General features: G+C 41.0%; 19 protein-coding genes. 13 read left to right on the forward strand and 6 right to left on the reverse strand.

Translation table 11 applies throughout. From position 1 onward, the window contains the following. The first annotated feature begins 7 nt into the window (after nucleotides 1-7). From rpe to ACMAZA_RS09065, 11 genes are all read left to right on the forward strand, one after another. On the forward strand, nucleotides 8-682 hold the full coding sequence (gene rpe / locus ACMAZA_RS09015) for a ribulose-phosphate 3-epimerase (protein WP_435188876.1): 675 nt from the start codon (nucleotides 8-10) through the stop codon (nucleotides 680-682). A 111-nt stretch (nucleotides 683-793) separates the two neighbouring features. Beyond that, nucleotides 794-2095 (forward strand): O-acetylhomoserine aminocarboxypropyltransferase/cysteine synthase family protein, encoded by a 1302-nt coding sequence (locus tag ACMAZA_RS09020; protein ID WP_435188878.1) that lies wholly within the window; start codon nucleotides 794-796, stop codon nucleotides 2093-2095. After that, the gene (locus tag ACMAZA_RS09025) at nucleotides 2095-2886 is read left to right on the forward strand and encodes an alpha/beta fold hydrolase (protein WP_435188879.1); all 792 of its coding nucleotides are present in this window, start codon (nucleotides 2095-2097) and stop codon (nucleotides 2884-2886) included. Before ACMAZA_RS09020 ends, ACMAZA_RS09025 begins: the two co-directional genes overlap by 1 nt. Then, nucleotides 2883-5177 carry a 3-hydroxyacyl-CoA dehydrogenase NAD-binding domain-containing protein gene (locus ACMAZA_RS09030; protein ID WP_435188881.1) on the forward strand — a complete coding sequence of 765 codons (2295 nt, stop codon included), beginning with the start codon at nucleotides 2883-2885 and terminating at the stop codon, nucleotides 5175-5177. Before ACMAZA_RS09025 ends, ACMAZA_RS09030 begins: the two co-directional genes overlap by 4 nt. A gap of 11 nt (nucleotides 5178-5188) precedes the next feature. Further along, nucleotides 5189-6802, forward strand: a complete 1614-nt coding sequence (locus ACMAZA_RS09035; RefSeq protein ID WP_435188882.1) for an AMP-binding protein — start codon at nucleotides 5189-5191, stop codon at nucleotides 6800-6802. Then, nucleotides 6802-8556 carry an acyl-CoA dehydrogenase family protein gene (locus ACMAZA_RS09040; RefSeq protein ID WP_435188884.1) on the forward strand — a complete coding sequence of 585 codons (1755 nt, stop codon included), beginning with the start codon at nucleotides 6802-6804 and terminating at the stop codon, nucleotides 8554-8556. The genes ACMAZA_RS09035 and ACMAZA_RS09040 overlap by 1 nt, the downstream gene beginning before the upstream one ends. A 76-nt stretch (nucleotides 8557-8632) precedes the next feature. After that, the gene (locus ACMAZA_RS09045) at nucleotides 8633-9283 is read left to right on the forward strand and encodes a ZrgA family zinc uptake protein (protein WP_435188886.1); all 651 of its coding nucleotides are present in this window, start codon (nucleotides 8633-8635) and stop codon (nucleotides 9281-9283) included. A gap of 11 nt (nucleotides 9284-9294) precedes the next feature. Next, on the forward strand, nucleotides 9295-9954 hold the full coding sequence (locus ACMAZA_RS09050) for an ABC transporter ATP-binding protein (RefSeq protein WP_435188888.1): 660 nt from the start codon (nucleotides 9295-9297) through the stop codon (nucleotides 9952-9954). After that, a complete protein-coding gene (locus ACMAZA_RS09055) occupies nucleotides 9947-11194 on the forward strand; it encodes an ABC transporter permease (protein ID WP_435188890.1) in 1248 nt (415 codons plus the stop codon). Before ACMAZA_RS09050 ends, ACMAZA_RS09055 begins: the two co-directional genes overlap by 8 nt. Then, a complete protein-coding gene (locus ACMAZA_RS09060) occupies nucleotides 11195-11764 on the forward strand; it encodes a DUF3299 domain-containing protein (RefSeq protein WP_435188892.1) in 570 nt (189 codons plus the stop codon). It abuts the gene before it with no gap. Continuing rightward, nucleotides 11757-12173, forward strand: coding sequence for a Fur family transcriptional regulator (locus ACMAZA_RS09065; protein WP_435188894.1), 417 nt, complete (start codon nucleotides 11757-11759; stop codon nucleotides 12171-12173). Before ACMAZA_RS09060 ends, ACMAZA_RS09065 begins: the two co-directional genes overlap by 8 nt. A 6-nt stretch (nucleotides 12174-12179) precedes the next feature. Here ACMAZA_RS09065 and ACMAZA_RS09070 read toward each other — a convergent pair whose 3' ends face one another. From ACMAZA_RS09070 to ACMAZA_RS09095, 6 genes are read right to left on the reverse strand one after another with little or no spacing between them, the layout of a single operon-like run. Next, nucleotides 12180-12701: an SOUL family heme-binding protein gene (locus ACMAZA_RS09070; RefSeq protein WP_435188896.1), complete on the reverse strand. Its 522-nt coding sequence runs from the start codon at nucleotides 12699-12701 to the stop codon at nucleotides 12180-12182. Between the two features lie 12 nt (nucleotides 12702-12713). Next, nucleotides 12714-13595, reverse strand: coding sequence for a DUF1295 domain-containing protein (locus ACMAZA_RS09075; protein WP_435188898.1), 882 nt, complete (start codon nucleotides 13593-13595; stop codon nucleotides 12714-12716). Beyond that, a complete protein-coding gene (locus tag ACMAZA_RS09080; RefSeq protein WP_435188900.1) occupies nucleotides 13592-14629 on the reverse strand; it encodes an SAM-dependent methyltransferase in 1038 nt (345 codons plus the stop codon). Before ACMAZA_RS09080 ends, ACMAZA_RS09075 begins: the two co-directional genes overlap by 4 nt. 3 nt (nucleotides 14630-14632) lie before the next feature. Then, nucleotides 14633-15922: a class I SAM-dependent methyltransferase gene (locus ACMAZA_RS09085; RefSeq protein WP_435188901.1), complete on the reverse strand. Its 1290-nt coding sequence runs from the start codon at nucleotides 15920-15922 to the stop codon at nucleotides 14633-14635. Next, the gene (locus ACMAZA_RS09090; RefSeq protein WP_435188903.1) at nucleotides 15919-16683 is read right to left on the reverse strand and encodes a DUF1365 domain-containing protein; all 765 of its coding nucleotides are present in this window, start codon (nucleotides 16681-16683) and stop codon (nucleotides 15919-15921) included. Before ACMAZA_RS09090 ends, ACMAZA_RS09085 begins: the two co-directional genes overlap by 4 nt. Continuing rightward, nucleotides 16680-17927, reverse strand: coding sequence for an NAD(P)/FAD-dependent oxidoreductase (locus ACMAZA_RS09095; RefSeq protein ID WP_435188905.1), 1248 nt, complete (start codon nucleotides 17925-17927; stop codon nucleotides 16680-16682). Before ACMAZA_RS09095 ends, ACMAZA_RS09090 begins: the two co-directional genes overlap by 4 nt. 357 nt (nucleotides 17928-18284) lie before the next feature. On the opposite strand from ACMAZA_RS09095, the gene rpsB reads away from it, so the two are divergent. Together rpsB and tsf are read left to right on the forward strand one after the other, a co-directional pair. Next, nucleotides 18285-19277 (forward strand): 30S ribosomal protein S2, encoded by a 993-nt coding sequence (gene rpsB / locus ACMAZA_RS09100; RefSeq protein WP_435188907.1) that lies wholly within the window; start codon nucleotides 18285-18287, stop codon nucleotides 19275-19277. A 30-nt stretch (nucleotides 19278-19307) separates the two neighbouring features. After that, the gene (gene tsf / locus ACMAZA_RS09105) at nucleotides 19308-20186 is read left to right on the forward strand and encodes a translation elongation factor Ts (protein WP_435188909.1); all 879 of its coding nucleotides are present in this window, start codon (nucleotides 19308-19310) and stop codon (nucleotides 20184-20186) included. The last annotated feature ends 12 nt before the right edge of the window (nucleotides 20187-20198 follow it).

A 20198-nucleotide genomic window follows, 5' to 3' on the forward strand; every position in this document is an offset into this window, starting at 1 on the left:
TAGTGACATGAAAAAAGACAACTTTATCGCCCCCTCAATACTCTCTGCAAACTTTGCTAAGCTTGGTGAGGAAGTTGACAATGTCTTGAATGCAGGAGCAGACATAGTTCATTTTGACGTAATGGATAATCACTATGTCCCAAACCTAACCATAGGGCCATTAGTTTGTGAGGCCTTAAGAAATCATGGGGTTACAGCGCCTATTGATGTCCACCTCATGGTGAAACCAGTTGACCGAATTATTCCTGATTTTGCAAGCGCTGGAGCTTCTTACATAACCTTTCATCCAGAGGCTTCAGAACATATTGATCGAACAATTAGTCTTATTAAAGAAAGTGGCTGTAAGGCTGGTTTAGTTTTTAATCCTGCAACCCCTCTTAACCACTTAGATCATGTTATTGACCAACTTGATATGGTTTTATTAATGTCGGTTAATCCAGGCTTTGGCGGTCAGTCATTTATTCCTAAAACCCTTGAAAAATTAAGGATTGTTAGAAACTTAATTGACTCAAGAAATCTTCAAACCAGGCTTGAAATTGACGGGGGAGTGAAGATTGAGAATATTAAGGAGATAGCCTCAGCTGGGGCTGATACATTTGTAGCTGGGTCTGCTATTTTCAATACAGATGACTATAAAAAAACAATAGATAAAATGCGCTCTGAGCTTTCACAAGCATCGTGACAAAAGAGCAGTCAAAGGCCTAAATTTTTAAACCATATGCCAAGGCAATTTCAAAACAACGCTGCAATTAGTTATGAGAAAATATTGATTTTATTTTCTAAGTAAATAGTTATGGGAAAGTCGTCTTTCTTGGGGCCTGAAACAATATCACTTCATTCGGGATACGAACCAGACTCTTCATTTGGAAGCAGGGCTGTCCCTGTTTATCAAACCACCTCATATGTTTTCGAGACTGTTGATGATGCCGCTGCACTTTTCAATATAGAAAAGGGCGGACATATTTATAGCAGAATGACGAATCCTACGGTTGCCGTTTTAGAGCAGCGAATTGCTGCATTAGAAGGAGGTGTTGGGGCAATTTGTACAGCCTCGGGCATGAGTGCACTTTTTGTTACTTTTGTCAGCCTTTGTTCTGCTGGTGATCATATTGTCAGCGCCTCACAAATCTATGGATCAACTGCGACACTTCTTAGACACACCCTCAAAAGATTTAATATTGACTGTACTTTTGTCTCCATTAATGATGAAAAAGCTCTTAAAGCGGCCATACAGGAAAACACAAAACTCGTCTTTTGTGAATCAATTGGCAACCCAGGACTGGAGGTATCAAACCTGCCCAAAATTTCAAACATTGCTCATCAAAACAACCTCCCTCTTGTTATTGACGCAACATTTGCAACACCAGCGCTTTGTAAGCCATTTGAGCATGGAGCTGATGTTGTAGTGCATTCTGTTACAAAATGGATGGGAGGACATGGAGTTGCTGTAGGAGGTGTCATTGTTGATGGTGGTGCTTTTGACTGGGGTGCTGCTAACAAACATCCAGAGCTTACTACGCCTTATGAGCCATTCCATGGAATAAACTTCTGGGAAGAGTTTGGGCCCTCCGCACTTTCAATGAAAATTAGAGCAGAGTCTATGCGTGACTTTGGCCCGGCCATGAGCCCTCACAGCGCTTTTTTACTTCTTCAGGGCATTGAAACTCTTAGTCTTCGAATGAGCCAACACGTTAAAAATGCAATCAAACTCGCAAAATGGCTGCTGGAACAATCTGCAGTAATGTGGGTTAACCATCCTGATCTGCCTGAAAACCCTACCTGCGAAATAGCAAAAGAGCTCTTTCCAAATGGCGCTGGATCAATGTTATGCTTTGGTGTAAAAGGAGGAAGAGAAGGAGGGGCAGCATTTATTAACTCTCTTAAGCTATCATCAAATTTAGCAAATGTAGGTGACTCAAGAACTCTCGTTCTTCACCCTGCAAGCACGACTCACTCTCGACTGGATGATGATGCAATGAAAGCTTCTGGAACAAGCCCAGATTTAATCAGAGTGTCAGTTGGAATCGAGTCTGTTAATGACATCATCAATGATTTTAAAGTTGGCCTTAAGGCAGTAGAAAAGGCAACTGCGTAATGAATATTGTTGTTGACGGAGTAGATATTTTTGTGGCTACGGGAGGCTGCGCTTTTGACCCAAAAAAACCGACAGTGGTTTTTGTCCATGGAAGTGGTCTCGATCATAGGTCTTGGGCGCTCCAGGCAAGATGGTTTGCATTTCATGGCTTCTCTGTTTTAGCGCCTGATTTGCCTGGACACAGCTTGTCAGAAGGAGAGCCTCTTAAGTCGATTGAAAGTATGGGCAAATGGCTAGTGAAAGCCATCAAACACTCGGGCGCGGAAAACGTCCACCTGGTTGGTCATTCACAAGGCTTTCTTGTAGCCCTTGAAGCGGCTATTCTTTTAGAAGACAAATTAAAATCTTTAACTGCTGTTGCGAGCGCCTCAGCAATCCCTGTGAATGAATCGCTCGTTGATACGGCTCAAAAAAATACAAAAGAAGCTGCCGACATGCTCTTGAGGTGGGGCTTTGGATCTCGATCTCATGCAGGCGGTAGTGCAGTACCTGGGATGCAACCAATAGGGATTGGGCGCCAAATTATGTCATCAAATCCTTTGGCTGAGGATCTCTTAGCTTGTAATAAATATAAGAACGGAATAAACTGTGCGAAAAATATTAAAGCGCCCTCAAACGTTATTGTGGCAACAGAAGACAAAAACACTCCATACAAATTTGGGTTAGAACTTGCGGAGGCTTTAGGGGCAGAAACTACAACTGTTTCTGGCTCGGGACATATGCTTCCAATTGAGGCTCCAAAGAGCACCTTGGATGCCATTAAATCATTTATCTTAAAAATAAATCCATGAATAAAATTATAAAAGTTGGCGTCATTGGCGCCGGTACGATGGGTGCTGGTATTGCTGGCCAAGTTGCTAACGCAGGAATAGAGGTTTGGCTACTAGACCTGCCTACTGAAGGTGAAAATGTAAACAGCTTGGCCCAAAAAGGATTAGAGAGACTCAGAGATCCTGATATGCCTGGCATTATGAGCAAAGAGGCTGAAGAGCTTATACATCTCGGAAACACAAGAGATAACTTTAATGAGCTCAATGAATGTGACTGGATTGCTGAAGCTGTCGTGGAAAGACTGGATATTAAACAGGCGCTATACAAAAAACTTCATGAAACCTGTAAAGAATCTGCGATCATTACTTCGAATACTTCAACTATTCCAATTAGTCTATTGACTGAGGGCATGCCTCAAGACTTTTGTGAGCGCTTTGCTATTACTCATTTCTTTAATCCGGTTCGCTTCATGAGACTCCTAGAGCTAGTCAGAGGTGAGCAAACCAGACAAGATGTGATGGACACGCTTGATGTTTTCTGCGAGAGTATGCTTGGTAAGGGTGTTGTGCCTTGTTCAGATACGCCTGGCTTTCTTGCAAATAGAGTGGGTGTTTTTGCAATTCAGTGCGCCCTTCACAAGGCATTTGAATACAACCTCTCTCCAACAGAGGCTGATGCTTTTTTTGGTAGGCCACTTGGCCTTCCCAAAACTGGAGTTTTTGGTCTTTATGACCTAATTGGTATTGATTTAATGGCTGATGTGGCAAAAAGCCTCGAAAACATCTTGCCAGAAAATGATGCCTTTCATAAGTATGCCGCGCCCATAGAATTTGTGTCCAACATGATCGCCAATGGTCAAACTGGAAACAAAAATGATCAGGGCTTTTATAAGCAGGTTGGTGATGACAAAATGGTAATAGACCTGTCCAATGGAAGCTATGTTGAACATAAACGCCTAAAAACTTCTCTCTTAGAAGAAGCTGAAAAAACTGGAGTGGCCGCAATCATTAGCGATCAAAGCAAATACGGCCTCTTTATCTGGGATGTACTTTCTGAAACTTTGTCCTATGCGGCCTCATTAGTCCCTGAAGTTACTGAAGATGTAACCCAAATTGATGACGCAATGAAGCTGGGCTATAACTGGGTGAAAGGGCCTTTCGAGTTAATTGATGAAATTGGCATCGATTACTTTGTTAATAGGCTTAAAACTAGCGCCAGAGATGTGCCTGACTTCCTTGAAAATAGCACAAATAAAAAGTTTTATATTAACTCGAATTCAATCTTGAGCACGCTCACTAGTTCTGGCGAACTAAAACCTATTGTCAGGCCAAAAGGCGTTCTTCGATTCTCAGAGGCGCGACAAACTTTGGCTCCAATCAACTCAAATGAGTCAGCTAGTTGGTTTGAATATGAGGATGCGGCTGTTGTAGAGTTCCACTCAAAAGCAAACGCTCTCGATAGTCAAAGCCTGGACATGATATCTGATGCGGTCACTGCCGCTGAAAACAAAGGCCTGAAAGGCGTCATTATTCACAATGACTTTCAGCATTTTTCTTGTGGTGTTAGCTTATGGAGCGTTAGAAACTGTTTTGAAAAAAATGACTTTGATGGCCTTGATGACTTTCTTGCTTATTTTCAAAATACTATGCTTCAAATGAGAAACTCTAGTCTCCCTGTTGTTGCTGCGCCTGTTGGAATGTCTATCGGCGGTGGTTTTGAGGTTGTATTACATGCAGACCATGTTGTCAGTCACGCTAACTCTGTGATGGGCCTAGTTGAGTCTTTTGTTGGCGTTGTGCCTGCAGGTGGTGGCTGCAAAGAAATGCTTTATCGATGGACAGAAAAGCTAAACGATACTCAGAAAGGAGCATGGAAATCATTTATGAATATCGGTCTTGGAAGAAAGGCTAACTCGCCCCAAGAAGCTGACGCCTTATCCATGAGAAGGCCTGGTGACACCTTTCAGATGAATCGTGATCGAATATTAGATGCTGCACTTTCAACAATAGGTGCAACAAAAAAAGCTGCCAAACGAGAGCCGCTTGCCCTATCAGGAGCCGAACATTATCAAGAAATGTTAGAGTGGCTTGAAGTAAATCATAAAAAAGGCATGCTTACCCCGCATGATGTAACTGTTGGAACCGAGATTGGTAGAGTAATGTCGGGTGGTGAGTGCCCAGCTGGAACAGTTTTTTCTGAGCAAGATATTCTCAACGCTGAGCGCTCTTCATTTATCAGGCTTGCCCAAACCCAAGAAACTCAAGCAAGAATTGTTGCCATGTTAGATAATGGCATTACTTTAAGAAATTAACAGTTACGCCTATGAACAAAAATCCTGCTAATTTTGTCCCCCTAACTCCCATCTCTTTTTTACATAGAACCGCTGATATTTATGGCGACTATAAGTCTGTCATATATGAGAACAGGTCATACACCTGGAGTCAGACCAGAGAAAGGTGTGTTAGAGTTGCTTCGAGCCTTAAGGGCCTCGGAATTGAAATAGGAGACACTATTTCAGTATTAGCATTCAACACTCCAGAAATGTTTGAGTCTCATTTTTCAATTCCAATGGCGGGCGCTATTTTAAATACGATAAATATTAGACTTGATGCGCCAACAATCGCCTACATTTTTGATGACAGCAATGCAAAAATTCTCTTCGTTGATAGAGAGCTTTATGCCGTTGCTTCTGAGGCGCTTTCAATTGCTTCAGTGAGTCCAAAAATCGTTTTAATTAATGACTCCTTTGCAAGCTCAGCTCCGGATGTTTCTGCTGACATATTAGATTACGAGTCACTTGTTGACAACGGCGACCCACTTTATAACTGGACCATGCCAAGCGATGAATGGAGCCCATTGTCACTAAGCTATACATCTGGAACAACGGGAAAGCCAAAAGGTGTGGTCTATCATCATCGCGGCTCTTATTTAATGAGCATGGGCACTGTGGTAGGCTGGAACCTTCCCAACCACCCTATCTACCTATACTCAGTCCCTCTATTTCACTGCAACGGCTGGGGGCACGCCTGGACAATGGCTGCACTTGCTGGAACTGTGGTTTGCCTCAGGTCTTTCGACCCAGAAAAAGTATTTGCCTTACTTGATGAATACCGTGTGACTCATTTTGGTGGCGCTCCAATTATGCTTAATATGCTTGCCAATGCCCCTACAGATATAAAAAAATCATTCGACAGGGAAATCAAAGTCATGACCGCTGGCGCCCCTCCTCCTGCGAAAGTCTTAGAAAGCATGATGTCGCTTGGATTTAATGTAATGCATGTGTATGGTCTTACAGAGACCTATGGTCACATTCTGCAAGCAGCCCCTCAAGCATCGTGGCTTAATGAAAGTCCGGCAGAGCTTGCAAAGCTAAGCTCAAGACAGGGGGTTAGATTTCCCATGACTGAGGATGTTAGCGTGATAGATCAAGATACTGGTGAGCGCGTGCCTCATGATGGAGAAACCATTGGTGAAATTGTGATACGCTGCAACACCTGCATGATGGGCTATTGGAATAATCCCGAGGCCACGGAAGAAGCTTTTGCTGATGACTGGTTTCACAGTGGTGACCTAGCAGTCATTTATGATGATGGCTATATACAGATTAAAGACAGATCAAAGGACATTATCATTTCAGGTGGAGAGAATATCTCATCGGTTGAAGTCGAAAATATTCTTTACCAACACCCCTCAGTGGGTGAAGCTGCAGTTGTTGCAATGGCAGACGAAACTTGGGGCGAAGTACCCTGTGCTTTTGTTGAACTCAAGCCCAATCAAGAAGCCTCTGAGGCTGAACTTATAGCTTTTTGTAAAAACAGTATGGCTAAATTTAAACGACCTAAAAAAATTGTTTTTGGCCCGCTTCCAAAAACTGCAACCGGGAAGATTCAAAAACACGAGCTTAGGGCCGCTGTAAAGAGCCTGGGAGGAGAATAATGTCAAACTATACTGCGCCTGTCGAAGACATGGGTTTTGTATTAAAAGAAGTTGTTGAGATTGAAAAACTTTGTAATGAAACTGGTTTAGATGGCTCCACCGTTGAAATTCTTGATACAGTCCTGGAGGCTGCGGGAAAGCTTGCAAAAGAAGAGATAGAGCCAATCAATAAACCTGGTGATTCTGAAGGCTTACAAATTGATGGCTCAGGAAAAGTTACTACTGCAGCTGGCTTTAGAGAGGCCTATCAGCACTTTGTTGAGGGGGGCTGGGGCTCACTGCAATTCTCGCCAACCTATGGGGGACAGGGCGTCCCATTTGTGGTCGCTGCAAGTGTTCAAGAGATGTGGCATTCTGCAAATATGTCTTGGGGGCTATGCCCGCTACTTACTCAAGGAGCAGTCGAAGCAATCACATTGAATGCAAGCGAAGAACTTAAACAGCGCTACCTTCCAAAGCTAATTTCAGGAGAGTGGAGTGGAACAATGAATCTCACTGAAGGTGATGCTGGTACTGATGTGGGCTCACTTAAAACTAAGGCTGTCCCTAATGGAGACCATTACTTAATTCGTGGACAAAAAATTTATATCACCTGGGGTGAGCATGATATGTCCGAGAATATTATTCATTTGGTATTAGCGCGTTTGCCAGGTGCCCCAGCAGGAATTAAAGGTATTTCATTATTTTTAGTGCCAAAGCTTTTAGTGAATGAGGATGGCACACTTGGCAATACTAATGACTTAAAAGCGTTGTCCATCGAACATAAAATTGGTATTCATGCCTGCCCTACATGTGTCATGAGTTATGGTGAAGAAAGTGGTGCAATTGGCTATTTAATTGGCGAGGAAAACAAAGGCATCCAGTGCATGTTCACGATGATGAATAATGCAAGACTTACTGTTGGGCTCCAGGGCGTATCGGTATCTGAGCGCGCCTATCAGCAGGCACTAAATTTTTGCAATGAACGAGTTCAGGGCGTTGCTCCTGGCTTTAAGGAGCCCGGGCCCATTATTAGGCATCCAGATGTTCAAAGAATGCTTGCTAACATGAAGTCAATCACACAGGCCTCTCGAGCACTGACTTATGCTGCTTGTGCAGAGGTTGACTACTCCTTAAGCAGCCTCCCGCTCGAAAACCTTGAAATGCACGAAAGAAGGCTTGGGTTTTTAACTCCAATTGTCAAAGGCTGGTGTACAGAAACTGCGCAAGAGGTTGCCTCAGTTAGTCTTCAGTGCCATGGTGGAATGGGCTATGTCGAGGAGACAGGCATTGCACAAATCCTTAGAGATGCAAGAATCTTACCGATCTATGAGGGAACAAATGGCATTCAAGCAATGGACCTTGTGGGCAGAAAAATCATTACTGATAGTGGGCTTGGCGCCAATGAACTGATTGAAGATATGCGTGAATTTGCAATGAATCCAACGCTGACAGAAATGGTTTCAGGCTCTCAATTAAAGCGCTTTATCAGTGCAATTGAAGATTTTGAAAAAACAGTTTCGATCATTCTGAATCGCTCTGATAACAAGGAGCTTGTTGGGAAACTGGCTTTTGATACGCTAATGATGGCAGGCACCATAATAGCATCTTGGCAAATGCTATTAAGTCTTGAAAAAGCATCAAATGCGCTTAATAATAAATCGCTGTCTTCTGAGTTTTTTAATGAAAAGTCTGAGACTGTATCGCACTTTATGGACTTTATATTGCCTCGATATTTCTCAAACTTTGCAACAATAACTGCTATCACAAGCTAATTAATAGATTACGTACTATTGCAATAATATTGCGTTTACGTTATATTATCCTGTTTTTATCTTAAAAGAGGCTCCCATGTTTAAACTCAGCTTTCTATCTTTATTATTAGTTTCATCTTTTGCAAGCGCTGAAGAAGCAAGGCGCGCCAATGCGCATGTCCATGGACTAAATAATTTGTCAATGGTAATCAGTCAAAATCAAGTTGCTGTTTCATACGAAATGCCAATAGTACAGCTACTTGATGACCATGATGAGCATGACGAGCACGATGAGCACGATGAGCATGACGAGCACGATGAGCATGACGAGCACGATGAGCATGACGAGCACGATGAGCATGACGAGCACGATGAGCATGACGAGCACGATGAGCACGATGAGCACGATGAGCACGAAGGACATGATGACCATGATGAGCTAACTGTTTCAGATGAAACTTTAGCTACATTTAACAATTACTCGCAATTATTTGAATTCCCCAAAGGCGCTGGATGTAATCTAACCTCTTTTGAATCTGGTCTTCACAGCGTCTCAACAGAAGGAGATCACAAAGACGTTGAATTATCTTATGAGTTTGCTTGCAGCAATCCAAGTCAGTTAAAGAGCCTTACTATCAATGCGTTTGATCGATTTAGCGAACTTGAAACTTTAAACTTTGAGGCGGTAATAAACAATAAAGCTCTAACAAAGAGCCTAAAATCAGGTGCTAATAAAGTAATATTTTAAATGAGGGTCTGATGTTACAAGCGCTAGGTCTGGAATACCATTATCAGCAGGGTAAAAAAATTGTATTTCCAGAAATAGAGATTGAAAGAGGGCAGAGATTATTAATTAGTGGTTTTTCAGGTTGTGGTAAAACAACCTTACTGAGCCTAATTGCTGGCGCCTTGCAGCTTCAGGTTGGTGACATTAAATTTGATGACCAAGATTACTCATCAATGTCCTCGCTGCTTTTGGATAGGCATAGAGCTGATCATATCGGCTATATTTTTCAAACATTAAACCTCATCCCCTTTTTAAGTGTTTCTGAAAACATAGGATTAGGTATTCGATTCTCTCATTCTAGAAAATCCAGAGTTAGCAATCTAAATCAAGAAATTAATAGGCTGGTAGACTCTTTAGGTCTAGACAAAGAGGTTTTAAACACGCCAGTCAACCGCTTAAGTGTTGGACAACAGCAAAGGGTTGCAGCAGCTAGAGCTCTTCTGGGCAAACCAGACTTAATTCTTGCGGACGAGCCTACCTCCGCCCTAGATTCTGACACAACTAAAAAGTTTCTAAATGAGATGATGGAAACCTTTGATGCCTCAAAACAGGCCATTATTATGGTCAGTCATGATGCCTCAATAGCACCCTACTTTGACTCTGTAATAGACTTTAATAAACACTATGCTTAGTCTTTTGCTTAAATCAATGCGTTCAAGAATGATTCCAACTTCGCTTGTAACAATATCTTTAATGGCCTCGATGGTTCTGTTGCTCAGTATTGAGAGAATTCAACAAGGCGCAGAAGAGGGTTTTAATCAAAGCATTTCTGGTGTTGATGCGATTATCGGCCCAAGGTCTAGCTCTCTCGAATTAGTTTTATATACAGTTTTCCATCTGGGCAGGCCGACAAATAACATTACGACAGAAACTATCAATGATGTCAAACAAAGAAGCGATATTAGTTGGCTGGTTCCAATTGCATTAGGAGATAGTCATAGAGGGTTTAGAGTTGTGGCTACTGAGCCAAACTACTTTAAACACATCAGGTATGGAAACAATCAGCCCCTAACCTTCTCAAAAGGCGTGCCTTTTGCTGAGCTATCTGAGGCAACCTTAGGCTCTGATGTTGCTGAAAAACTCAACTACAGCATTGGTTCAGAGATCCAAATCACTCATGGCTCAATTGAGTCAATAGGGAGCAAGCATGATGACTTTTCATTTAAGGTAACCGGCGTTCTTAATAAAACAGGCACCCCAATCGACCAGGCTGTCTTCCTCGATTTAAAGGGCTATGAGCTTCTTCACTTAGGCTGGAAAAGCGGAAAAAAAGTATTTAGTCTTGAAGATATTGACTTGTCTTCTCTTCCGCCTGAAGCTCTTAACCCAAAAACAGTTACGGCTGCTTTTGTGGGTCTTAAATCAAAGCTAACTATATTTAACTTTAGCAAGAATATCAGAGAATATCCAGAGGAAGCGATATCCGCGGTTATACCAGGAATAGCCTTGTCTGAACTTTGGTCTATAGTTGGATTAGTTGACAAAGGGTTTCAGCTTTTAAGCTGGATAATAATTGCAATTAGCCTTATTGCAATGGTCACCTTAATTATTGCAAGTCTAGACAACCGAAAACATGAAATGACAATATACAGGGCCAATGGGGCCTCCCCCAAATTTTTGGCCGCCATGGTAATTTATGAATCACTTGTAATTGGCCTGGTGGCAATAATTGGTGCAATTATTCTTGTTACTGCTGTTACCTATTTCGCCACTAACCAGCTTAATTTGGCTTTAGGTATTTCTCCCTCGTTTAAATGGATTAGCCTAAATGAAATTAAAGTTTTCGGTATTATTTTATTGTCTGGAGTATTAAGCGGCTTAATTCCAGCAGTGATGGTTTTTAGAAAGAATTTACATCAGGCATTGAGTTAAATGATAAATAGGCTGTTGGTTATCAGTTTAATTTTTCTCTCATTGGGCTCTTCTGCCATTGTAGTCACAGATGAGTACTTGACTACTATAGAAAATAACTGGCTAAGCCTTGAGCCAGATGATGCATATGATTTTATTCCCGAAGACCTCACTTATGAGATGTACATGAGTGAAGAGTTTCAAGCTAAATTGGCTGCAGAGGGAACCAGGCTGAACAATTCTGTAGAGGGCAAGGATATTGCTCTTGCTGGGTTTATGGTTCCAATTGAGTATCAGGGCACTAGGATCAGTAAGTTTTTACTAGTTCCTGAAGCTGGGCAGTGTATTCATGTACCGCCTCCACCTTTGAATCAAACTTTACTTGTAGATGTCACTGGCAGTCCTACAAAGTTTCGTGATTTGTACATGCCAATAATTGTTTATGGGAGAATATCTGTAGGATCGCAAAGCTTTGATCTTGCAGATAGTGGATATACCATTACTGATGCTGTTATTGAAACACTTCATTTTAGTGACGAAGAATATGCCAATGAAGATTATAGCTATAACCTAGAGGACCCTCATGATTAGTAGATCAGAATTAATATCTAAATGTCTAGAAACGGGACGAAGCGCAACACCCCAAAGAATGTCAATTATTGACGAACTTTGCTCCTCCAAAAAAAATCTATCTGCTTATGACCTTAAGGACTCCCTTAAAGACAAAGGCCATTCATTTAATATTAGTACAATATATAGGGTTTTAGACTTTTGGATTGAATTGGGTGTTGTTCATAAAATGGACTCAAGCAATACCTATTTGGTTTGTAATGATAGCCATACTAACCATTTCCATGTGTTGCTTCACTGTACTAGCTGCAAATCAGTTCAAGAGTCTTGTCAGCTTTCAGCACAGCTCTCATTACCTGACAGCAATAAGTTTGCTGTTAATGATTCTCAGGCTGTTGAGATTAATGGCGTCTGCAACAAATGCCAATAAAAAAAGTTATCTATTAATTCTTACCATAAGCTCGTTTTTGCGAAATATGGAAATAACATAAGGAGCATTAAACTGAGCGACCATAAAGTCTCCGCTTGTTTCAATACTATTTTGCTGGAGAAGCGTTGCAAATTTTTTTTGAAAACTCTTACTTCTAGACTCTGTCGCCCATCCCCCAAAAGGAAATACTGCAACCTCCCCCAAAGATTCTTTTTGGATTGAAACATTTTCTGTGTTGGACTTAGGAAGGTCTTTCAATGAGTGCTCGCTAGGCATCACAAAGGAAATATTGTAACTCTCTCGATTATCAGAAGGGCAGTCAGTAATTACAGGGGCAGTCATAGCGATTTTCATTTCCTTGTCATTGCCGCCAAAAATGTAATTAGCAATTCTTCTGAAGCCAGATGATGTAGAGCCCTTGTAATCTGAGCGGACTGAAGTCGTTGCAATTATCATTTCATTGTAACGACGGATTTCGAATCCATTATATTCTGAGATTACTTGGTATTGAGGAGTTTCAAGAGCCATGTAAAGTTAAATTTATTGATGTTTTTTTCCAAAAAATGGGACTAGTATTGGCGTTCTTTTTTTGTATTCAATATAGTCCTTGTCTTCGCCCCATTTTTTTTCAGCCTTGTCTTCTAAAAAAGGAAGTCCACTTATTCTTGTCAAAAGGAGAAACACAAACACAGGAGATGCTAGAGTCACAAACTGCCAGCCAGATAAAAATGGTAGCGAGATAATTGCAATACCAGCCCATAGAATAATTTCTCCAAAATAGTTTGGATGGCGAGATACAGACCATAGCCCCTGGGTGATAAACCTGCCTTCATTTTTAGGCTGCTCACTGAAGTGCTTTTTTTGTTTGTCAGCAATCACCTCAAAACCAAAGCCTAATAACCACAACAAAGCCCCCATGATAAAAAATATACCAATTGGCTCAAGTGGGTTCAGCGCGATTAAAGTAATGGCGTTTACAGTCGTTAAGAAGACCCAAAGCGCTGACAATGTCCAAGTCATTAAAAACTTTGGAATCGATTTTTTTATATCTCTAAACCTGCTGTCTTCACCCGCTTTCACTATTCTTTTATAAAGAAATATTCCCAGTCTTAAGGTCCAAACAGATACAAAGGAGGCAACGAATACTGAACGAATTGATGCTTCTGCTCCCGAACTCAAGAGCGCAAACATCGCAGTTAAAACAACAAGGAGCGTAGCAACCATCCCTGTAAAGTCAAAATATTTTTCTGAGCTTGTAATTAACGAAGGAACCGCAATCATCCAATGCGTCACAAAACTGACGATGGCACACAAAAGAATTATTGGAATTCCAGAAAAAAATATCCCATCAACTGAAGCTGCTATAGCAACAAGGTAAGCCGTTAAAATGCATAAAGCGATAGCGCCAAAGTCTCTAATCATTGCGGTTTCTCAAAAAGGTAGTGCGAGACGCCCCATTCGGAGCCATGGGCAAACCCAAAAAGAACCTCGCAAGACATGAAAAAAATACGCCATCTTTGGAACCATGACTTGGCGTCATTTTTTCCATAAGTTTTCTTAAAGAGCTCTAAAACCTCTGCTTTATTTTTGTCCATTTTTTGAAGCCAAGCAAGAGAGGTTTTTTCGTAGTGCGTTCCACTCACTCTCCAGTCTTTTTGTATTTTCATTTGACCTGGAAAGCTCATCAATAGCCTATGGGAAGGCATTTGGCCACCGCTAAAAAACTCCCTTGCCATCCAGTCTGCATCGTCATTATCTTCAAACGGATAGGCAACTCTTTGGTGGGAAAATATATGTACAAAAAGCTTTCCTTCCTTTTTTAACCACAAATTAACTCTGCCAAGTAGTTTTTCATAATTGCGCATATGCTCAAACATCTCGATTGAAACAACTCGATCAAACAATCCCTCAGCCTCAAAATCATTCATGTCTGCAGTGATAACCCTGACATTGTCTAGCTTAAGCTGTCTGCATCTCTCTTCTATAAACAGCCTCTGGTCATTAGAGTTGCTAACTGCGGTAATTTTACTTTTTGGAAAATGCTCCGCCATATAGAGCGTTAAAGACCCCCATCCGCACCCTAACTCTAATATATCTTGGCCATCAACCAATTCTGCTCTCTGCGTTGTCAGCTCTAGCATGGCAGATTCAGACTGATCTAGCGAAGACACCCCTTTTGGCCAATGGCCGGAGCTATATTTAAGCCTCTTTCCGAGCACGAGCTCAAAGAGTCTTGGCGGAACCTCATAATGCTGTTCGTTTGCTTTTTCTGGAACAAGTGCAATTGGGCTTTTCTTTAAAACTTCAACCCATGCGGCATGCTCCTTTTCCATATCATCATCACTAAAGCTTGTTGCCTTCACCAAGCGTTGACTGCATAGGCGCTTTATTCCGAGCCTGATTAATGAGTCCGGCAACCACCCTTTTTCTGCAAGTTTAATTAATAAAGTAATCATAAGTTAATATGTAATTTGAGTGTTTCTTGAATCCGGCTTAGCAAATACAAGCTGAAAGTCTCCAATTAGGTTTTCAAGAAAACCTGCTTCACAGTAGACCAGGTAAAAATTCCAAATCCTCGTAAAAGGCTCTGAAAAACCAAGCTCTTTAACCTGAGGCAAAACAGCTAGAAAGTCTTCTCGCCAAATCTCTAGGGTTCTTGCATAATGATGAGTAATGTCTTCAGAGTGTATCATCGCCATATCAGTCTTATCTTTGATGGCTTGCAATATTTGTGGCATTGCAACAAGACATGAGCCTGGAAAAATATACTTCCTTATAAAGTCAACTGATCTCTTGTAAGAATCAAAGTCGGGGTCATTGTAGGTTATCCCTTGAAGCAGCATGAGTCCATTTATTTTCATTAATGAGGATGCTTTTTCGAAGAACCCAGGAACGTACTCTGCGCCGACAGCCTCTATCATTTCAATAGAAACAACCTTGTCAAATGAACCCTCAAGCTCTCGATAGTCTTTGCTTAAAAGTGTTATTTTGTTATCAAGGCCTTCTTTAGATATAAGCTCTGATGCATATTGAAACTGTTTATCAGAGATGGTTGTTGTTGTAACCTTGCAGCCATAGTTTTTAGCGGCATGAATTGCAAAGCTTCCCCACCCTGTGCCAATTTCAAGAACATGGTCTGTGTTTTTAAGCTTGAGTTTTCTACAGATTCTATCTAATTTTTCAATAGAAGCCTCTTTCATGCTTGAGCTCTTATTAAGAAAAACTCCACTTGAATAGGTCATTGTTGGATCTAGCCAAAGCTTGTAAAAATCATTACTCAAATCATAGTGGGCCAAGATATTGTTTTTACTTCCAGCTAAAGTATTTTGTCTTTTTTTGTGAATTAGTTTTGTAATTGGATTGGCCAGTCTTGCTAAGCCAGACTCAAGGCCAAGCAAAGTTTTTTTATTTTTAATAATAAGCTGTATCAACTTGACAAGGTTGTTGGAGCCCCAGTATCCAGCAGTGAAGGCCTCTGCAGCGCCATTTGTCCCCCCACTTCCTAAAAAAACATAAAACTCTTGCGAAAAAACCTCCAGCTCTGCCTTAAACTCAGAATCTGGATTACCAAAAACGTGTTTGTGGTCTCCATCAATAATGGTTAGCTCACCACTATTAATGCTTTTTAGCTTTCTAAATAAAATGCTTTTAAAAAAAGACGTTGTGCGTGTGCTTTTTTGCATTTCTTGAATGCTGTTCGCAAGAGCGTCAACGGATAGCTTGTCTTTGAACTGTTTTTCTTTTGTCATAATTTATCTGGGTGTGTAAAAAATGGAGCCCTTCTGATTAAAAGCATCAGGGCTTGCCAATGTATTCTGTAGACAACCATCATAGTTGCAAACGGAAACCTAAGAATAGCCTTAATAAGGCCTTTCTTACTGAAGGCTTGCCTTTTTAAGCTCAGCGCAACATTGAACACCTTTTCTCCATCTTTATAGTTTTTCATTATTACATTTAACGCCTCTTCAGGATTAGAAAAAAACCACTCATATTCGTGGTCCATTCCCCAAAAAGGGCTGACATGGAATTGTTTTTTTGGAGTGGCAGTAAAGCTTAGTTTGCTGCTCGACTCTAGCCGCTCATTTATAACGTATGCGTGCCTTTCTTTCCATGGAGTATTAGTAACTTCGGCCATTATAGCCTCAACTTTTTTATCATTTTCATCAAAACAGTAATAAAAACTAACTGGATTAAAGCAGTGTCCAAAGTATCTTAAGTGTGTAAGAAGCCTGATTGGACCTTTGAATTCTATACCTGTTTTTTCATGCATAGTTTTTCTAACAGCCTCTTCAAGGCCTATTGATGGGTCCCCATGATAGTCCTGTCTCCTGTAGGAAACGATTGCAGGCTTGTTGATGTTCCAAAGCATAGATGGCTTCATGACAGAGGCTAAATTAGAGATATCAATATAAGCCATAAAAATAGGGTACTTAAAAAAACGGCTGAATGGAGTATGCCTATGGTGACTAATAGTTCCCCAGTATAAGTGATGCATTTTAGAAAGGCTCATAGCGAGACCCCAAAAGCCTTGCAGACATCGAGCGCACTATTGACTCCGTCTTCATGAAAACCATTGCCCCAGTAGGCGCCACAATAATATGTATTATTTTGGCCACTGATTTGGTTTTTTTTCTTCTGAGCATGGACTCCATTAACCGTAAAGAGGGGGTGCGAATAATCAATTTTTTTGATTATTTTTGAAGGGTTGATTTCGTTCAAACTGTTAAGGGTCACCAAAAAGTCTGGTTTCGCGTCCAATGACTGAAGAATATTCATATTATAAGTCAGTGTGACGGGTCTATTTGGGTCGCCACTCAACAAATAATTCCAGCTTGACCAGGTTTTTTTAATTTTTGGCATTAGTGTCACATCAGTGTGAACTATAGCTGTATTTTTTTGATAGGGCAAGGCCTCAAGAACTGACTTTTCATCATTGCTTGGGTCCTTAAGCAATGCTAGCGCTTGGTCGCTATGGGTAGCAAAGACAACTTTATCAAAAAATAATGGATCAGCTTCTTTTTCACAATAAATCTTGACCTCAGAGGGGTTGCGCTCTACTTTTATTACTGGCTTAGATAGAAGAATTTTTTCCTGAAAACCCTCAATTATTTTTTGAACATAGGACTTAGAGCCGCCCTTGATAACAAACCATTGTGGGCGATTAAATATCTGGAGAAGACCATGGTTTTTAAAAAAACGAATGAAAAAAGCTGCGGGCATTTCCGTTGTTTTGTTAGCTGCAGTTGACCAAATAGCCGCACCCATTGGAATAATGTAATTCTCCACAAAGGGCTTGCTAAACTTATGTTTTTCTAAGAAACTAAGAATAGTTGTTGTCTCGTCAGCCTTGGAAAGCTCTTTTGCAGCTAGGCGATTAAAGCGAAGAACGTCCTTCAGCATAATCAAAAAGGCTGGCTTGAACAAATTAAGTCTCTGGGCAAAAACCGTATTTAGAGACCCCCCAGAATACTCAAGGTTTTGTGATGGCGCCTTAACACTGAAACCCATTGTAGTCTTTTGGACCTTTACCTTTAGTTTTTTTAGAAGCTTAATGAAATTAGGGTAGGTTTTTTCGTTGTAAACAATAAAGCCTGAATCGACCTTCCACATTTTGTTGTTCTGGCTTATTTCGTGTGTGTGGGTATGTCCACCAATATAGTCATTTGCTTCAAAAACAGTAATGTCGTGGTCTTTGTGTAAAAGGTATGCAGTGGTTAAGCCCGATATTCCACTGCCAATAATCGCAATCTTCATAAACAACAATTAAATATATAATGTTGAGCCTCCCCTTTAATAGCTCTAAGCACTATCATAACCAAAAACTGCGCAGGAAAAACGAAAAAAGGCCCAATTATAACGAGTCTTTTTTTGGGATGCGTCGAATACTCTAAAAGCCTTACACAGAAAAACAGGCAGCCAAATAGTCTTTGCGTATTTAGAAAAAATATGGGATAATTGTCGCCTTTCAGCATTTTAGCTGGAAAAGGAACGGCATTGTATTAACAACGTCAGTAATTTAATGTATCACACAGCGCCCCAATATTAGTCAGGGTGCCCTTTAAAAGGGGTTGGCTAATAGGCAATGTGGAAGTCTTAACCCAGGAGAAATGTATGGCGAAAGCGTCAATGAAAAAAATGTTAGAGGCCGGTGTTCACTTCGGCCACAGGTCTCGTTTTTGGCACCCAAAAATGGAGCCTTATATTTACGGAACACGAAACGGTGTTCACATAATCAATTTAGAAAAAACACTGCCCCAGTTTAATGATGTACTAAACTTTGCAAGCAAAACTGCATCTCAAGGAGGATCAATTCTCTTTGTAGGAACAAAAAGAGCTGCAAGCAACATAATTAAAGATGAGGCAATTCGTTGCGGCATGCCTTACGTTAATCATCGCTGGTTAGGCGGAATGATGACAAACTACAAAACTATCAAGGCGTCTATAAAACGACTTAAAGATTTAGAGTTTCTAGCAGAAGAAAACTTTGCTCAATTTACTAAGAAAGAAGCCCTAGTAATGACCCGCGAGATGGAGAAGCTAGAAAGAAGCCTTGGCGGCATTAAAGACTTGGGCACCATACCTGATGTTGTTTTTGTGGTTGACATTGGTCATGAAAAAAATGCTGTTAGAGAAGCTCAAACTCTTCGCCTGCCAATTATAGGCGTTGTAGACTCTAATCATAATCCTGAGGGCATCGATTATGTGATAGCTGGAAATGATGATTCAATTAGAGCAATTGGATACTATGCAAGAAAAATTGCAGACGCGGTTTTGGAGGCTAAAGCTTCTATCGTTGAGACAAAGCCTGCAGCAAAGAAAGAGGCTACTAAAAAGCCTGCAGCAAAGAAAGAGGTTTCTGAAGAAAGCACTGAAGCGGAAGCGCCTGCTGAAGAGAAAAAACCTGCAGCTAAAAAGCCTGCAGCAAAGAAAAAGGTTTCTGAAGAAAGCACTGAAGCGGAAGCGCCTGCTGAAGAGAAAAAACCTGCAGCTAAAAAGCCTGCAGCTAAAAAGCCTGCAGAAAAGAAAGAGGCTACTAAAAAGCCTGCAGCTAAAAAGCCTGCAGCAAAGAAAACCTCAGCTAAGAAAACTGAGGCCGACAAGTAATCAAGTTCGGTTTATATAGGAGACATTAATATGGCAATCACAGCCGCTTTAGTTAAAGAATTAAGAGAAAGAACTGGTGCAGGAATGATGGACTGCAAGAAAGCGCTCGTTGAAACCAATGCAGATCTTGAGGCAGCAATTGACTTGATGCGCGCTTCAGGAGCTGCAAAAGCTGCAAAGAAAGCTGGTCGAGTTGCTTCTGAAGGATTGGTGAATGTTACTATCAGTGATGATAACAAACATGCTGCAATTCTTGAGGTCAACTCTGAAACTGACTTCGTCACAAAAGGCTCTGCATTTATAGATTTTGTAGAAGCCTTAGGTGCACTAGCGCTCAAAAATAAGCCTGAGTCAGTTGAAAGCTTTGTAAGCCAGAAGCTAGATTCTGGAGAAACTGTTGATGAGGCTAGAGAGGGAATTATTGCGAAGATTGGAGAAAATATTTCAGTTAGAAGAGTGCAAATTGTAAGCACTGATAGTGGTGTTTTAGGCGCCTATAAACATGGTGATCGAATTGCAGTGCTTGCAGTGCTCTCGTCTGAGGATGCTGAATTAGCTAAAGATGTGGCTATGCACATTGCCGCTTCTAGGCCTGAGTGTGTAAGTGAAGATCAGCTTTCCAGCGAACTGCTAGAGAGGGAGAAAGCAATCTTTATTGAACAAGCAAAAGAGAGTGGCAAGCCAGATAACATCATTGAAAAGATGATTGTGGGAAGAATGAAAAAATTTGTAAACGAGGTAACCCTTTACGGACAGGCATTTGTTAAGGACCCAGACATGGCTGTTGGAGACCTTGTAAAATCGAAAAATTCTGAAGTTTTATCGTTTGTTCGATATGAAGTTGGCGAAGGAATAGAGAAAAAAGAAGACAACTTCGTTGAAGAGGTTATGGCGCAAGCTCAAGCCTAACAACCATAGTTT

The organism is Pseudothioglobus sp. nBUS_23 (genome assembly GCF_051201565.1).
Classification (GTDB): domain Bacteria; phylum Pseudomonadota; class Gammaproteobacteria; order PS1; family Pseudothioglobaceae; genus Pseudothioglobus.

Bases quoted from the DNA above. Each gene is read 5' to 3' on its own strand.
- ACMAZA_RS09025 (WP_435188879.1), top strand. From the start codon at position 2,095: ATGAATATTGTTGTTGACGGAGTAGATATTTTTGTGGCTACGGGAGGC.
- ACMAZA_RS09065 (WP_435188894.1), top strand. From the start codon at position 11,757: ATGATTAGTAGATCAGAATTAATATCTAAATGTCTAGAAACGGGACGA.
- ACMAZA_RS09045 (WP_435188886.1), top strand. From the start codon at position 8,633: ATGTTTAAACTCAGCTTTCTATCTTTATTATTAGTTTCATCTTTTGCA.
- ACMAZA_RS09050 (WP_435188888.1), top strand. From the start codon at position 9,295: ATGTTACAAGCGCTAGGTCTGGAATACCATTATCAGCAGGGTAAAAAA.
- ACMAZA_RS09095 (WP_435188905.1), bottom strand. From the start codon at position 17,927: ATGAAGATTGCGATTATTGGCAGTGGAATATCGGGCTTAACCACTGCA.
- tsf (WP_435188909.1), top strand. From the start codon at position 19,308: ATGGCAATCACAGCCGCTTTAGTTAAAGAATTAAGAGAAAGAACTGGT.
- ACMAZA_RS09070 (WP_435188896.1), bottom strand. From the start codon at position 12,701: ATGGCTCTTGAAACTCCTCAATACCAAGTAATCTCAGAATATAATGGA.
- rpsB (WP_435188907.1), top strand. From the start codon at position 18,285: ATGGCGAAAGCGTCAATGAAAAAAATGTTAGAGGCCGGTGTTCACTTC.
- ACMAZA_RS09060 (WP_435188892.1), top strand. From the start codon at position 11,195: ATGATAAATAGGCTGTTGGTTATCAGTTTAATTTTTCTCTCATTGGGC.
- rpe (WP_435188876.1), top strand. From the start codon at position 8: ATGAAAAAAGACAACTTTATCGCCCCCTCAATACTCTCTGCAAACTTT.
- ACMAZA_RS09090 (WP_435188903.1), bottom strand. From the start codon at position 16,683: ATGAGCCTTTCTAAAATGCATCACTTATACTGGGGAACTATTAGTCAC.
- ACMAZA_RS09085 (WP_435188901.1), bottom strand. From the start codon at position 15,922: ATGACAAAAGAAAAACAGTTCAAAGACAAGCTATCCGTTGACGCTCTT.
- ACMAZA_RS09030 (WP_435188881.1), top strand. From the start codon at position 2,883: ATGAATAAAATTATAAAAGTTGGCGTCATTGGCGCCGGTACGATGGGT.
- ACMAZA_RS09020 (WP_435188878.1), top strand. From the start codon at position 794: ATGGGAAAGTCGTCTTTCTTGGGGCCTGAAACAATATCACTTCATTCG.
- ACMAZA_RS09080 (WP_435188900.1), bottom strand. From the start codon at position 14,629: ATGATTACTTTATTAATTAAACTTGCAGAAAAAGGGTGGTTGCCGGAC.
- ACMAZA_RS09075 (WP_435188898.1), bottom strand. From the start codon at position 13,595: ATGATTAGAGACTTTGGCGCTATCGCTTTATGCATTTTAACGGCTTAC.
- ACMAZA_RS09055 (WP_435188890.1), top strand. From the start codon at position 9,947: ATGCTTAGTCTTTTGCTTAAATCAATGCGTTCAAGAATGATTCCAACT.
- ACMAZA_RS09035 (WP_435188882.1), top strand. From the start codon at position 5,189: ATGAACAAAAATCCTGCTAATTTTGTCCCCCTAACTCCCATCTCTTTT.
- ACMAZA_RS09040 (WP_435188884.1), top strand. From the start codon at position 6,802: ATGTCAAACTATACTGCGCCTGTCGAAGACATGGGTTTTGTATTAAAA.